The sequence below is a fragment of the Oscillibacter sp. genome, assembly GCF_028693505.1.
Lineage (GTDB): Bacteria > Bacillota > Clostridia > Oscillospirales > Oscillospiraceae > Oscillibacter.
On record NZ_JAQUVF010000038.1, the window covers coordinates 1 to 14,643 of the forward strand.

Here is a 14,643-nt window from a genome sequence, read left to right on the forward strand (position 1 = left end):
AAAGGCATTTCCGAGAACGACTGACGTCGCTTGACGCCTGCGGCGGCAACCCTGTCAAATCCCGCCGCCGCAGGTGTCAAATTTCTCCGCCGCAACTGTAAAACACTGCCGCCGCCGGGTGTAAAATTCTCCAACTTCTCCGCAGGAGATGTTCTGCTGATGCAGAACGAGACAAACATGGTAGCCGAAGCGATCGACCGTGCATATGCCAAGGGAATGAAGGTTGCCTTCAATGCCTCACCGATTCAGACAGCTATTCGGGACTATCCGCTGCAAAAGGTCCGGTGGTTGTTCATCAATGAGATAGAGGGCGAAGCACTGAGCGGTGAAAGTGACCCCCAAAAAATGCTGTGCAGCCTGCGCAAGAAGTATCCCACAACCGAGGTCATTCTTACGCTGGGAGAAAAGGGCAGTATCTGGGGCGGAGAAAACGGGACCGTCTCTTGCAAGGCCCTGCAGGTTCAGGCTCTTGATACCACCGGTGCCGGAGATACATTTACCGGATTTTTTCTGCGGGGTGTGCTGGATCCTGTACAGGGCGTTTTTCCGTTGACGTTGGCCGGCACGGCCAGTGCCATCGCGGTTACCCGGGCAGGTGCCGCTAAGTCCATTCCAGACATTGAAGAAGTAAAAGATTGGTTGAAACGTTCTTCGGTATAAACGTGAAACGGAATTAAAAGCTGGCCTGCCAAATTGGCAGGCCAGTAAATTAACTAAAAGTGTGTTCCTGAAGGTACACTGTTGAATTGGGAATAAACGATATATTTATAAGAAGGGCATCATCGCTGTATGGTGTCTTTTTTTGCGCATTTTTCCTGCTCCCGCTCCAGCTTTGCCCGAAAGCTGATGGCCCGGGTGGTGGGCAGGGTGTCGAACTGAATGACATAGGCACCTTTGCCCCGGTCAATGTCCGTCACCGTGCCGCTGCCAAAGAGAAAGTGGTGAATCCGATCGCCCACGGCGAAGGGAAGCCCGTCGGACATGGTGGCGAGATACCGCTCGCTGCTTTGAATCAGGCTGTCGCACTCGGAGATCAGGCGCTCGTCCAACTCGTCGGTGTACTCCAGCAGGGGCTTGTCAATGTTAAATAGGAACCGGGAGGGGTAGCGGTACGACCCGTCCAGATTGCGCCCCTCCGCATCGGAGAGAAAGAGCCGCTTTTGCGCCCGGGTCACGGCCACAAAGGCGAGGCGGCGCTCCTCCTCCATTCCCGGCAGCGTGGCGGTTTTCTTGGAGGGGAAGATGCCCTCGTCCATGCCGCAGAGGAACACGTACGGGAACTCCAACCCCTTGGCGGTGTGGACGGTCATCAGCTTCACGGCGTTGCGGACGGAGGCGGTGTCCGTGTTGGTCATCAGGGCGACGTGGGCCAGGTAGTATTCCAGCGTGCATTCCTCGCCGCAGGAGGTTTCGTATTCGTGGACGGACTGTTTCAGTTCCGCCAGATTGTCCAGCCGCTCCTGACTGCCCTCGGTGCGCAGGGCGGCTTCGTAGCCGCTCTTATCCAGCACGGCGCTTAAAAGCTCGGACACCGGCACATCGTTCCGCCCGGCGAGAAAGGACTCAATCAGATGCAAAAAGCCTTTGGCCTTGGTGCTTTTGAAGATCTCGTTGTCAATGGTGGCTTTCAGGGCGTCGTACAGGGTGCAGGTGTGCTCCTGAGCGTAATCCCGCAAAAAGCGCATGCGCCGCTCGCCCATGTTCCGCTTGGGCAGGTTCACCACCCGGGCAAAGGACAGGTCGTCCTGATAGGCGATCAGCCGCAGATAGGACAGCACGTCCTTGATCTCCATACGGCCGTAAAACTGGATGCCGCTGTAAATCGTGTAGGGCAGCTCTTCCTTTAAAAAGACCTCCTCCAGCGTCCGGGAGAGATAGTGCGCCCGGTACAAAATGGCCACGTCACTCAAGGGCACGCCCTGCTTGGCAAGCAATGCAATCTGTTCCGCGATCCATTTGGCCTCGTCCTCCGTGGTTTTGGCGTGGTGATAGAGGACGCTCTCCCCGTCCGGCAGGGTGGGGAGGAACTGCTTTTGAAGCCGTTGGGTGTTCTTTGCAATGAGGGAGTCCGCCGCCCGCAAAATCTGGGGCGTGGAGCGGTAGTTTTCCATCATCAGGATGGTTTTCGTGCCGGGGAAGGACTTGTCAAAGTCCAGCAGGTAGCGCACGTCCGCACCTCGCCAGGTGTAGATGGTCTGGTCGGGGTCGCCTACGATGAAAAGGTTTTTGTGGTAGCCGCACAGCACGCACATCAGCCGGTATTGCAGGGCGTCAATGTCCTGATACTCGTCCACCATGATGTATTCCAGCCGCTGCTGCCACTTGAGGCGAATGTCCTCGTCCCGGTCAAAGAGGTAGAGGACGTATTTAATGAGGTCGTTGTAGTCCAGCGCAAAGCACTTTTTCTCCTGATAGAGATAGCCCCAGAAGATGATGTCCGAGACCTCCACCGCGTCCAGATACTTCTGGCGCAGCCCCTCCAGCGGCAGGGCGATCATGTCCTCGTAGTAGTCCGGGTTTTTCTCCAGCTTACGGATTTCGATCATGTCCCGGGCCTTGGCAAAGGTCATGTGCCGCAGCGTCAGCCCCCGCTCCTCGTAGATGAGCTTGAGCATGGCGTCGATGTCCGCGTTGTCCAGCACCAGAAAGGTTTTCGGATAGCCCACGGCGGAGATGTCCTCCTGCAAAACGGAGACGCAAAAGCTGTGAAAGGTGGAGATATAGCCGGTGTCGCTGTCCCCGGTCAGACGGCGGATGCGCTGGCGCATCTCGCCTGCGGACTTGTTGGTGAAGGTCACGCACAGGATGTTTCCCGGCAGGATGCCCACCTCGTTGACCAGAAACGCAAACCGGTGGGACAGCGCCCGGGTCTTGCCGCTGCCGGCGCCGGCGATGACGCGGACGAAGCCCTCCACGGTGGTGACGGCCTCCCGCTGTTTTTCATTCAAGCCCTCCAGTACGCTGTCCATGGCAAATCCCTCCCGGCGGTGCGCGCCCGCGCACAAAATTGCTGTTTGCCTCAGTATAGCATTGGAAGGCGGTACAGGCAAGAAAAACGTACATTTGTTCCATATATTTTGCAAAAAATTAGAGGAGGCAAGCGCCCTACAACTGGGCGCAACCTCCGTGGCGCAGGAAAGCACCCTACAACTGAGCGGAAGCGGAAGAAGATCCACTCAGTTGTAGGAGACACCCATCCGCAGGCGCGGCACTGCCCGTCGTACACGCTGGTGTTTGTGATGCTTGACGGGTAGCGAGTACAAGACTCCCGAGAATGCCTTGTCTGGTTCAAAAGCCGTCGGCAGAGCGATTGGCGTCTGAGTACAGGCCATCAGGCGGGGGAACCGTTCAACACAGCCGCCCTTGCGTGAATCAGCTCTGCAAAGGATGCCCGGAGGTATTCCGGCAGGAGAGATGTTTCGCACATGGAGAGAAATGTGGGTTCCATGCCCGTCAGCTTTGCGATCATCTTTTCAGCGGAGCGCCTTGAAATTTCGCAGGTATCGGCGAACAGCAGGAAGTCTTTCCTATGAAGGTTTGTCTTTTTGCCGTTCATGGAAAGGGCAAACTGTTCCCTGTCCTCCGGCATCATGACATTCACGGGCAGCAGGTCGTAAGCCGGGGAGAGTATATACTCGCCAGAGCCCTCCGCCGTTTCGATGAGGGAGAAGTTCTTCAGGTGCATATCCGAGTTGCCCACGAGGAAGCAAAAGACCAGACGCAGATAGAATTCGGACATATCCAGTCCGCTTCGATGGGAATACTTTCTTATGATCCTGGCACAGCGCTCATAAGAGCCCTTGTATTTATCCTGCGTCAGGCGCAGATCGAGCTGACAGAAATCCTCCATCGCCAGAAGTCTGACATCTTTTCCCGCAGAAAAGACACGGTCGATTCGCTTTGTAATATAGGCAGGGCCGCCGTTCCCCCTGACGAGGGCGTGGGGCACTGTTGAAAGGCCGGCGGCATCGGCCATGCACATGACCAGCTGCTCGGATTCGGGCAGCGCCTCAAATTCTTCCACCTGAGGTTTCAGAATATACCCCGTGGGGTAATTGACCAGAGTCAGGCGAGGCTGATCGCCCTCGTTCATCAGATGGAGCGACAGCTTTTTCTGAACACCGGGCACTGTAAAGCCCCGGTTAGTGCTCTCCTCGGCCAGAAGCTCCAGTGTCTCATCGTCGATTTGAATTTTCGGGATTTGGCCGGTGCCAAAGAATCGCCGGATACAGCTTTTATGCCAGCCGGATACTCCGCCAGAGGCCGGGAGCGGTTTTCCGCAGCACAGGCAGTTCATACGCGCGCCCCTTCCACTCTCACATTTCCCACCACATCCCGGCAGGCTGCCAGCAGCAGGCCGAACCGGTCATTGGTATCCAGCTTCCAGTTTCGGCTGACGATGTGCAGCAGCCAGCCCTCCGGAATCAGACCGTCAAAAAAGGGAAAGAGCGTCTTGGATACATACGGCTCTTTGCGCGGGGGAAGGGTCAGGGAAACGGGGGACGCTCCTGCCGCCAGATAATCTGCATCATAGGCAAAGACGTATCCTTCGTCCGTTTCGGACAACTCACCGGCAAAGCAGTTTCGCACATAAATATAGGCGGTTCGAAACGTGCTCATTCAGACGCCCCTTTTCTGCCGGGAACGGCCTCCATGTCAAACATGGCCAGAGCGGTGTTGACCTTATCCAGCCGCACCGTTGTTTTACCCTGTTCCAGATCCCGGACAAAGCGAAGCCCCAGACCGGACCGCATGGCAAATTCCGCCTGTGTCAGGCCGGCTGCTTTTCGGTTTTCCTTAATGTACGCTGCGATGGGATTCATCTGCGCCACCCCTCCTCCAAAACTTTTACAATACCAATACTATACCCGTTAAGGTATAAAGTCAAGGATTATAGAGAAAAATATACCCGAAAGGGACTATTTCAATAAATATACCAAAAATAATACCACATCGGGTATAGTTTTGCCGGTTTTACTGCAAATGATACCCTTAGAAAGCGCACTGATGAAAATATACTGCTGGGCAGACGAATGGCCTACAGGGGTAATCCGCTCATTCATGCGCCCCATAAAGCTAAAACAAGCTCAAGTCGAGATTGAGAAGATTAAAGCGCAGGGTAAAAGCGAGACAGTGGAAAAATACCAAGACACCGATCAAATTGCAGCGCAATCCGACGCTGCCAGTCTCCATGAACGCCGTGCAGTCATAGCGTCCGGTAGGCAGATAGGTGAATAAAGCCTCTGCCCCATTCGGCCAAATGAAACGGAGTATGTAGAGCTGTTGGTAACGGATGACAGTCGCCCCCCTTCCTGTATACCATGAGAGGCTGACGACGGTCTGAGACTGGTACGCGATCAAGACAGTTGCGCCTTTTTGGCATTTTTAAAAAATTTGGTCGAATTTTTAAATTAATTGCAAATACAATTATAATAACTTAAAAATAACTCGAATTTCGATTGAATAATTCGAGTTAATGTGATAGGATTAGTCAAAGGCAGGTGATTGCAATGCTAATTGAGGAACTGGAATCTCTTGTAAAAAAGGTACAGGCATTAAAAAGCGAATCCAATCAAATTGAACTGAAGGCTGCATGCCAGGGAGCACCCAAAATCTATGATACACTGTCAAGCTTTTCTAATCAGACCGGCGGAGGAATTATTTTATTTGGCATTGACGAGCAGAGCGATTATCAGTTGTGTGGGGTCTACGATGCTGCCGATCTGCAAAAGAAAGTGAGCGAGCAGTGCCTGCAGATGGATCCGCCTGTTCGGGCATTGTGTACTGCCACCAAGATTGATGGAAAAGCCGTGGTCAGTGCCGAGATCCAGGAAATTGAAATGGCCAGAAGGCCTTGCTATTACAAGGGAAAAGGACCAAATCAAGGCTCTTACATCCGCGTTGGAGACGCGGACAGAAAAATGACGGAGTATGAGGTTTACAGTTACGAAGCCTATCGAAAAAAAATACAGGATGAACTTCGAATCGTAGATCGCGCTACCCAGGCTGATATTCAGACTCGGTATTTAGACGATTATCTGGTTCGCCTGTCGGTCGCAAAACCCAATTTGGCCGCTCTTTCCAAGGAGCGACAATTACGGCTTCAGGGCTTTTGCATTAACGGGGCGCCGACGCTGGCGGGTATCGAACTTTTTTCCGATTATCCGCAAAGCTTTTTCCCCCGACTCTGCATTACTGCAGTGGTCGTTCCCGGAACTGAGATGGGAGATACCGCAGACAATGGAGCCAGATTTATTGACAATACAACGATTGAGGGAACCTTGCCTCAAATGCTGGCAGGGGCGCTCTCCTTTGTGAGGCGGAACATGTCCGTCCAGACGATCATTGACCGCGATACCGGAGAGCGGAAAGACCGTACAGAATATCCTGTTATGGCGGTTCGCGAGATTTTGCTCAATGCGCTCATTCACAGAGATTACAGCATTCACACGGAAACGGCACCGATCACGGTGGTGATGTATCGCAATAGGATGGTCGTCGAAAATCCGGGTGGTCTGTATGGCCGCCTGACCATCGACACGCTGGGAACGGTATCCGCTGATACCCGAAACCCGTTTATTGCCGGTGCGATGGAAATCGAGAATGAGACGGAAAATCGTTTTTCCGGGATTCCGACCATCCGCAAGGAAATGAAAGCGTACCATTTGCCGGAACCGGTATTTGAAAATGAACGGGGAACATTCCGCGTAATCCTCTATAATTCGGCTTTGGAAATAAAAGAGAAACCGACACGCTCTCTCGAAGAAGCAATTCTGCACTTCTGCTGTCGGCCCCGTACACGGGAGGATCTTGCGCAGGAATTCAGCCACATTACAAAGACCTATTTAATGACAGGCTATGTAAATCCGCTGGTGGAGCGTGGAATGCTGCTGCTGTCACTGCCAGATAAGCCACGGAGCCGGCATCAGCAATTTACAACGAGAACCCTGTAATTATATATTTGTAGTGGCCACTCAGTTTGTAAAAGAATTCTGCGAGTAGACAGATTGCCTTCCTTTGACGAGTATGTTAAATAAAAAGACGTAAAGTGTGCGGCTTTCCGCGTTTGCTGCTGATGACGAGCACTTTTGCAAAGCAAAAGCTTTATACAAAAAATCCATGCTAAAATTCGCTTAGACTATACCAAAAACAATTGCATTGTACCATTGATAATGAAATAATTTACGTGTCTTTGAACCATACGGCTGATGATATCCGCGTGCAGGACGAACTGAATGATCTGGTGGAGGCGTATTGGAATGATCGACGGGATTGACATTTTCCGGGAGCGGTTTGCCGAGTATACCGGTCAATATGCGCTGATCGGCGGTTCTGCCTGTGGCATTGTATTTTAAATGATGCAATCCGCCTGAAAACGATTCTGCTACCGGAAATCGAAACCCCAAAAGACACAAAGAAGGAGGGCTGCCACTGGCAGCCCTCCTTTTACGCGCTTGGCGTTGCTATTTTCTAAGTCATCGGGTGCAATCAGACTCTGCCGGTCTCCATGAACGCCGTGCGGTCATAGCGCCCGGTGAGCAGATACGGCACAATGTCGTCTGCGTTCAGATGCTCCACCATGTTCAGTTTATGTACCAGCAGACTGTTGGTGGAATAGGCGCCGCCGACGATGGTGTTGATGGGCAGCTCCGCCCAAGGATCGTCCAGCGAGGACTTGAGCTTCACGTCCACCGTGCCCGGCTCCCAGGACTTGTAGTTATACTCGCACAGGTTTTGCAGCAGTGCGCCGTTCATGAAATGGCTGACGCCGTTTTCGTCCGGCTCGCGGTCAAAGTGGAAGTAGAAACCGCCGCCGAACACCTGCTTACCGGCTGCCGGCGCCTGATAGAGCGCATGGGTCAGGGGGCTGTTGTACTGCCCCAGCTCCATGTCGATGTCCACCAGCTGCGTGCCGCGGCGCACAACGCCTGCGGTCACGTGGCTGCCGTTGCGGCGCATGACAAACTCCGCGCCCAGCTTCTTGGGGATGGAGCCGTTATCGCGGCCGCACTGGACGGCCATCTCGGCACCGTTGCCGCCCAAAACCAGAGAAATGGGGTACAGTCCCAGCGTCTTGCCGTAGGTGCAGTAGACGCCCAAGATCGCCTCGTAATAATCATCGGCGAAGGTTGGCTTGCGGATGTGGCAGACAGATAGCGTTACTACCGGCATGGAAAAAGGCTTGAGAGGCGGCGGCAGAATCCGGGCAATGGCGGCGGGGTCGGTGAGGTACGCCATGTAGATGCCCTCCTGCTCATCCATCAGGGACACCTTGCCGAAGTTTGGCATCTCCTCGGCGGAGGTACGGAAAGTCGTGACCTTGGGCTGCGCCACAAACAAAGACCGTGCGGCCTCGTAGCCCGTGCGGGTTGCCGGAGCAATGGTGCCGTCCTTGACGGCGCTGCCTACGGCGACAACGTGCAGTCCCTTTGCCTTGAGTGCATCGGCAAGCGCCGTGTCGGGCTTGTAGCCCAGAGACATCACCACCGCGTCCGTGGGAACGGTCACAGCAGACTTGTCTGCCTGATTTTCCAGAACCACGCTGTCAGCCTTGATCTCCTGCAGCGCATGACCCAGCAGGAACTTCGTGCCGTATTTGGAAAGTCTGCCGCAGATGTCGGCCACGTTGGTGTGGTTTGCCTTGGGAGCCACCTTGTCCAGAAGGTCGACAACGGTGACCTGCGCCTTGCGCGCCGCCAGATACTCGGCGGTTTCAATGCCGGTGATGCCTGCGCCGATCATGGTGACGTGCTTGCCGTCCAGATTGACTTTACCGGTGAGTACCTGCTCCACCGTGTAGACGTTGGAGCCCGTTGCACCGGGAATTTTTGCGGGGATGACGGACTTGGAGCCGGTGCCCACGATGACTGCATCGGGCTTCATGTCCGCGATCATGTCGGCGGTGGCCTCCGTGTTCAAGCGAACCTCCACGCCCAGCTTTGCAAACGCGGTGCGGTAGTAGTCCATGACCCACTCCATGCGCTCTTTCAGCGGGGGCATCTTGGCCTGATTGACCGTGCCGCCCAAGGCGTTTCCTCTGTCCATCAGCGTGACCTTGCAGCCCCGCTCTGCCAGTGTCTTGGCGGCCATCATGCCGCTGGGACCGCCGCCGACGACCACCACGGAGTGATGTTGCGTGTCGCAGGGCAGATCGCCGTACTTCTTCTCCCGTGCCAGCCGGGGATTGAGCGCACACTCGGCAGGCAGACCGGCGGCGTTGTATTCGTTGAGGCTCTCGAAGCAGCGCAGGCAGTTGATGCACTTGCAAAGCTCCGCTTCCCTGCCCTCCTGCACCTTTTTGCCCCACTGTTCGTCAGCCAGCCAGCTGCGGCCCATGGAGATGAAGTCCTCCACGCCGTCGTCCAAAAACTTTTCCGCCACAGCAGGTTCCCGGATGACGGACACGCCGATGACGGGGATGCTCACATGATCCTTGACGGCCTTGATGAGGTCATGCCGCCAGCCCTGCGGGAACGACACCGGCTCCACGCAGGTCATGCCGGTTTCGTACAGACCCACGGACACGTCCAGAAAATCGATGCCGGTCTGCTCCAGCGCCATGGCGATTTTCACGCCGTCTTGAATGTGGATGTAATCCTCGGTGACGCCGGTTTTGTCCAGAAATTCCTCCACGGTTAGGCGTACGCCGATGGGGAAATCCGCGCCGCATTTTGCGCGGATACCGGAGATGATCTGGGTGACGATGCGCAGGCGGTTTTCAAAGCTGCCGCCGTACTCGTCGGTGCGCTTGTTGGTATAGGGAGACAGGAACTGCTGGAGCAGGTAGCCGTGGGCAGCGTGGAGCTCCACGCCGTCACAGCCGGCCTTCTGGACGCGAACTGCGCCGTCGATGAACTGGCCTATTAGCTGCTTGACCTCATCCGTGGTCAGCGCCCGGGTGGGCTGCTGGAGATACTTGCAGGGAATGTCGGAGGCCGACACGGTGGGCGCTCCGCCCAAAAGTGCCGTGACGGTTTCGCGGCCGGGATGGTGCAGCTGAATGAAGATCTTGCTGCCGTGCTTGTGGACGGCTGCGGCAAGACGGGAAAGCGGCTCGATGTGCCGATCCTGCGTCACGGAGAGCTGGCGCATCAGGCCGGGGCCGTGGACGTCGTTGACGCGGGTGATTTCGGGAATGATGAGTCCGGCGCCGCCGATGGCGCGGGCTTCATAATAGGCAATCATATCCTCGGAGGGTGTACCGTCCAAATTGGCAAGGCCGATGCCCATGGGAGACATGACCAGCCGGTTTTTCAGGGTCACCTTTCCGATTTTGCCTTCGGAAAACAGCTTTTCGTACATGAGATTGCTCCTTCCTTGTATCCGTTCTTAGAAAATGGTGTAGCCGCCGTCAACGCCCAGCGCTGCGCCGTGGATGAAGCTGGATTCGTCGCTGACGAGGAACGCAATGGCCTGCGCCACTTCCTCGGGCTGGCCGGGACGTCCCGACGGGCTCATCTTGATTTTCAGATTCACGGGATGCTGCGGAATGGCCAGAACCCGCGCGATCATCTGAGTGTCAATGGGGCCGGGCAGCACGGCGTTGATGCGGATGCCGTTGTGGCCGTGGTCCAAAGATACCTGACGGGTCAGACCAAGCACACCGTGCTTGGCGGTGGTGTAGGCGATGCCGCCACGTCCGGCAGCGGTGGAGGCCATGGACGCCACGTTGACGATCTTGCCGCCGCCGTCCTTTTCCATGACGGGGATCACCCGCTTGAGCATCTGGAACGGAGCGGTCAAATTGGTTGCCAGCACCTTGTCCCACTCCTCGTCGGTGATCTGGTCGATGTTGGCGAGGCTGCCGCCGATGCCGGCGTTGTTCACCAGAATGTCGATCTTGCCGTAGTGGGCGATGGTTGCAGCGACCAGCGCATCCAGATCAGCGGCAGACGTAACGTCTGTTTTCTGGAAGAACGCCTCGCCGCCGGCGGCCTTGATGGCCTCGACAACAGCGTTGCCGGCCTCTTCTTTTCTGCCGACGATGACGACCTTGGCGCCCTCAGATGCCAGCAGGATGGCTGTGGCCTTGCCAATTCCCTCGGTAGAACCCGTAACGATTGCAGTCTGATCTTGGAATCTCATAAGAAAATCTCCTCCATTTCAAATTTTGGTTTCCTGATGAGCTCATTATAAGCAGCGCAATGTGCGAAAAGAAACGGTTCCGGTGCCCGAAAGATTGTTGACGGTTTGTGCATGATGCACTATAATAGCGGCGAGGTGAACGAAATGCTTTTCACAACATTGCTAAATCGGATTTCCTCGGGAAATTCCGCCAAAATCGTTCATGCAAACGACTTTTTTGACATAAACGACGTAGCCTTGATCGATGGAACACAGACGGAATACACAAATGAAACTCTTTATTTTGGAGATTTTGCACAACTCACAGGCGGACGTCTGCCGCCCCAGTGCATCTTGATTCGGACGCCGGAAACGCAGGCGCTGGGGGAGGTTTCCTCCTCCCTTGCGCTGGCGGACAGCGGCGATTTGTTCCTGCTGTTCAATGCGGCCAAGACCGCCGTGGACAGCTCCCAGGGGCAGGGACTTTACGGGGAACTGATGGACTGTGCCGCCAGAAGCCGCAGCTTAGAGCAGGTGGCGAATCTGGCGGCGGCACGGCTGGGCAATTCCGTGGTGCTGCTGGATACGGACTTCAAGGTGCTGACCCACTCCACCGTCTACCCCATCGAGGACCCGCTGTGGGCGGAAAATATTCGGCTGGGTTACTGCACCTACGAATTTGTCAATGCGGTCCGGCAGCTGGACGAGGTGAAAAACGCGGCCATGACCTCAGACCCCGTGGTGGTCACCTGCTATGCCTCCCCCCTGCGCAAGCTCTCCAGCAAGATTTTCATTAACGGGAAGCTGACGGGCATCGTGCTGATGCTGGAAAAGGAGACGCCCATCTCCTCGGCTCATATGCAGCTGCTGCCGGTGATCAGCGCGGCTGCGGGAGATTCCATCGCCCGCTATGCGCCCTATCTGATTCCCGGCAACACGGCCTACGATAAGCTGCTCTATGACCTTTTGATCGGCGCCTCGCCGGAGGAGATCGCCCCCCGCATTGCCACACTGAAGTTCTCTCCCCACCTGTGCGCGCTGTGCATCCGGCAGACCCGCTATCTCGGGCAGCGGCACCTAAAGGAGGACACCGCCACGGAGCTGGTACGCCGTCTGCCCCAGACGCGCTTTACCTTTCACGAAGGCGGCATCGCGGCGCTGGTTCCTCTGGGCGATGCACCTGATTTGCAGGACGAGCAGCGCACGGCGCTGGAAGCGTTTGCGCAGGACGAGCATCTGCGCATTGGCGTTTCCAACGTGTTCTTCCGCCCGGAGAACTTCGCCAAGCGCTACGCACAGGCCCGGCGGGCACTGGAGCTGTCGGCGCGGCTCAACCCCGGCGAGAGCGTGTGCCGCTACGCCGATTGCCTGTTCTACGACCTACTGGATAAAACCGGAGAGGGCGAGTCGTTGGGACTTTACTGCCACCCTGCCCTGTCCCTTCTCAGCCGCTATGACCACGAAAACGGCGGTGACCTCTACCACACGCTGGAGACCTATCTGGAGTGCGATTGCAGCGTCAAAAAGACGGCGGAGAAGCTGTACATCCACCGCAATTCCCTCAACTACCGGCTGGAGCGCATTCAGGAGTTGACCCGCATCCAGCTGGACAGCAGCCATACGCGGTTTTTGCTGAGCATGTCGTACATGATCGATCACTTCATCGGCCACGATCTTTAAGGAATCGAGCGCCGCCCTGCAAGTGAGGCTGAAAAATCAGCGAAACGGAAAAAAGGGCCCGGATTCTCAAAAGAGAATCCGGGCCCTTGCTGCGCACGGTACCCAAAGAAGGGATGGAATGTGGGAAGTCGGTCTTGCAAAACCCTGTGTGGTGCGTGGGATGCATCGGGTGCGCTCTTTTACTTCCCACTCTGGCCGTACCGGCTCAAAATTACCGCAATTTGTGCGCGGGTCGCGGTGCCGTTGGGAGAGAGCGTCATTGCGGAGGTTCCGGAGACGGCACCGGTTTCTACCGCCCAGGCAAAGGCGTTCTTGGCGTAATCTGCCACGGAGGCCCCGTCGGTGTAGCCGCTCAAATCCTTGCTTGCTGCGGGAGAACCGACCGCCCGCCACAGCAGCGTACTGGGACGAGAGCATAGATAAGTACTCCATATGTTGTCTCCATTTATTCCCAGCAACCTCAAAATACAACACATATATTGTAGTCTCAACTTCGAACAAAATCAATCCTTAGGAGTGCTTCTGATGCCCCCAATTCTGGTCACTTCACAAACTGGTTATCAACAAAAAATTGTTATACAATTAAAAATTTTAAAGGAGAATAAATATGGCTGAGAGCGAATACAAAGTTCTTAAAACGCGTATTGAAGAATTAATAGAAAATATTGAGAGCATAGATAAAGAAACTGCTTCGTTTTCTGCGGCAAAAGCTAAGCTGATTGAGGTCGCTGACAACTTACAGGAAATTAGTAGCGATTTGTCAAAAGCTATTAAGACATCGGAGACTGTTCTTAATCAAGTTGAATCTATTGCAGTGACATCTACCTTGCAGTCAATGAAAGAGTCCGCTGATAAGTATACTGAGAATTGCGAGAATCTCCTACAGAAGTCCAAAACACTTTATTCAGAGCATGCTCAAGAAATGAAAAATAAATTAGACTCCTTATCTGCAGAGCTCAGAAAAAAAATCGTTATTATGGGCGGAATCTCTATTTTTGTTTCAATCGTGGCGCTAATTTGCGCTATTATTTAATGTCAACTGAACAAACAGCGGATATCTCTTTGCAAAAGCATCAGTTCTGTACTGTCATCCAGTTTGGACACCACTTCAGCGCAGTGCTTGGAATGCTCATCATTCGGGATGCCGAGGTTCTTGTGGTATGCTTCATTCTGTTCAGTACACCATTCCAAGGCATCATAATTCAAATCCGTCACATTCCAGAAAACACGGCCTGCAAGAAAGTTGTCTTTCACGAACCGTACAAGGCGTTCCACCTTGCCCTTGGTAAAGGGGTGTCGCGGTTTGCAAAGCTTCGTCTGGAAGCCCACAGTCCGCATAAACTGTTCATAGTCCTTCTGCCATACAGGGTGGCCATCCTGGTCACGACGGATTACCACACTCTTCATATTGTCTGTAAGGACGGTCTTAGGAATGCCCATATAGCGGAAAGCATGAATCATCCCAATGAACAAATTTTCCTGCTTGGCATTTGGGAAGAACTCAACAAATCGCTGCCCGCAGTGGTGGCAGACCATGGCGAAGCAGGCTGCGTTGTACTCGCTGCCGTCAAAGCATTGCACCCTCGTGAAGCCCCAGTCCATCTGGAAAGCTTCTCCGGGCGGCGTAAGGTATCGCCGACCCCGGTTGCCCTGTGGAGCCACAACATGACGCTGAGGCGGAATGAGATACTGATGTGAGGCAATATAAACTTTAACCGTCGTCAGCCCACCGGCATAGCCGCTTTTTTTGAGCCTGTCAAAACACACCGCAGAGTTAGAAACACCGCTTTTCAGCAGTGCTTCAAGAATCCCGGTATAGCCACTCAAAAGCGTCGCTGGGGATTTCCGGCCCTTGGCTGCATGAGGGACGTCTTCAAAGCCGTTTGCTTTCATACTGCG

12 protein-coding genes are annotated in these 14,643 nt (G+C 54.8%); 4 read left to right on the top strand and 8 right to left on the bottom strand.

Going from position 1 to position 14,643, the window contains the following annotated elements; genetic code table 11:
* The first annotated feature begins 30 nt into the window (after window positions 1-30).
* Window positions 31-660 carry a PfkB family carbohydrate kinase gene (locus PHI30_RS09480; protein ID WP_300027041.1) on the top strand — a complete coding sequence of 210 codons (630 nt, stop codon included), beginning with the start codon at window positions 31-33 and terminating at the stop codon, window positions 658-660.
* A gap of 119 nt (window positions 661-779) precedes the next feature.
* On the opposite strand, the gene PHI30_RS09485 is transcribed toward PHI30_RS09480, so the two are convergent.
* From PHI30_RS09485 to PHI30_RS09500, 4 genes are all read right to left on the bottom strand, one after another.
* Window positions 780-2,969, bottom strand: coding sequence for an ATP-dependent helicase (locus tag PHI30_RS09485; protein ID WP_300027042.1), 2,190 nt, complete (start codon window positions 2,967-2,969; stop codon window positions 780-782).
* Window positions 2,970-3,331: 362 nt separating this feature from the next.
* Window positions 3,332-4,297 (bottom strand): HipA domain-containing protein, encoded by a 966-nt coding sequence (locus tag PHI30_RS09490; protein ID WP_300027044.1) that lies wholly within the window; start codon window positions 4,295-4,297, stop codon window positions 3,332-3,334.
* Window positions 4,294-4,620: a HipA N-terminal domain-containing protein gene (locus PHI30_RS09495; RefSeq protein ID WP_300027046.1), complete on the bottom strand. Its 327-nt coding sequence runs from the start codon at window positions 4,618-4,620 to the stop codon at window positions 4,294-4,296. The genes PHI30_RS09490 and PHI30_RS09495 overlap by 4 nt, the downstream gene beginning before the upstream one ends.
* Window positions 4,617-4,823 carry a helix-turn-helix transcriptional regulator gene (locus PHI30_RS09500; protein ID WP_300027048.1) on the bottom strand — a complete coding sequence of 69 codons (207 nt, stop codon included), beginning with the start codon at window positions 4,821-4,823 and terminating at the stop codon, window positions 4,617-4,619. Before PHI30_RS09500 ends, PHI30_RS09495 begins: the two co-directional genes overlap by 4 nt.
* Window positions 4,824-5,510: 687 nt before the next feature.
* Between PHI30_RS09500 and PHI30_RS09505 the strand changes: the two genes are divergently transcribed.
* Window positions 5,511-6,953 (top strand): ATP-binding protein, encoded by a 1,443-nt coding sequence (locus tag PHI30_RS09505; protein ID WP_300027050.1) that lies wholly within the window; start codon window positions 5,511-5,513, stop codon window positions 6,951-6,953.
* A gap of 535 nt (window positions 6,954-7,488) precedes the next feature.
* On the opposite strand, the gene PHI30_RS09510 is transcribed toward PHI30_RS09505, so the two are convergent.
* Window positions 7,489-10,302, bottom strand: coding sequence for an acetoacetate decarboxylase family protein (locus tag PHI30_RS09510; RefSeq protein WP_300027052.1), 2,814 nt, complete (start codon window positions 10,300-10,302; stop codon window positions 7,489-7,491).
* Window positions 10,303-10,329: 27 nt separating this feature from the next.
* Window positions 10,330-11,085 (bottom strand): SDR family NAD(P)-dependent oxidoreductase, encoded by a 756-nt coding sequence (locus PHI30_RS09515; protein ID WP_300027054.1) that lies wholly within the window; start codon window positions 11,083-11,085, stop codon window positions 10,330-10,332.
* Between the two features lie 237 nt (window positions 11,086-11,322).
* Between PHI30_RS09515 and PHI30_RS09520 the strand changes: the two genes are divergently transcribed.
* Window positions 11,323-12,744: a helix-turn-helix domain-containing protein gene (locus tag PHI30_RS09520; RefSeq protein ID WP_300027058.1), complete on the top strand. Its 1,422-nt coding sequence runs from the start codon at window positions 11,323-11,325 to the stop codon at window positions 12,742-12,744.
* A gap of 179 nt (window positions 12,745-12,923) precedes the next feature.
* Here PHI30_RS09520 and PHI30_RS09525 read toward each other — a convergent pair whose 3' ends face one another.
* The gene (locus PHI30_RS09525) at window positions 12,924-13,100 is read right to left on the bottom strand and encodes an S-layer homology domain-containing protein (protein WP_300027061.1); all 177 of its coding nucleotides are present in this window, start codon (window positions 13,098-13,100) and stop codon (window positions 12,924-12,926) included.
* A 251-nt stretch (window positions 13,101-13,351) separates the two neighbouring features.
* On the opposite strand from PHI30_RS09525, the gene PHI30_RS09530 reads away from it, so the two are divergent.
* Window positions 13,352-13,777: a hypothetical protein gene (locus tag PHI30_RS09530; protein WP_300027064.1), complete on the top strand. Its 426-nt coding sequence runs from the start codon at window positions 13,352-13,354 to the stop codon at window positions 13,775-13,777.
* 2 nt (window positions 13,778-13,779) lie between these two features.
* On the opposite strand, the gene istA is transcribed toward PHI30_RS09530, so the two are convergent.
* A partial coding sequence (istA, locus tag PHI30_RS09535; protein ID WP_300027067.1) for an IS21 family transposase occupies window positions 13,780-14,643 on the bottom strand: 864 nt, incomplete at its 5' end.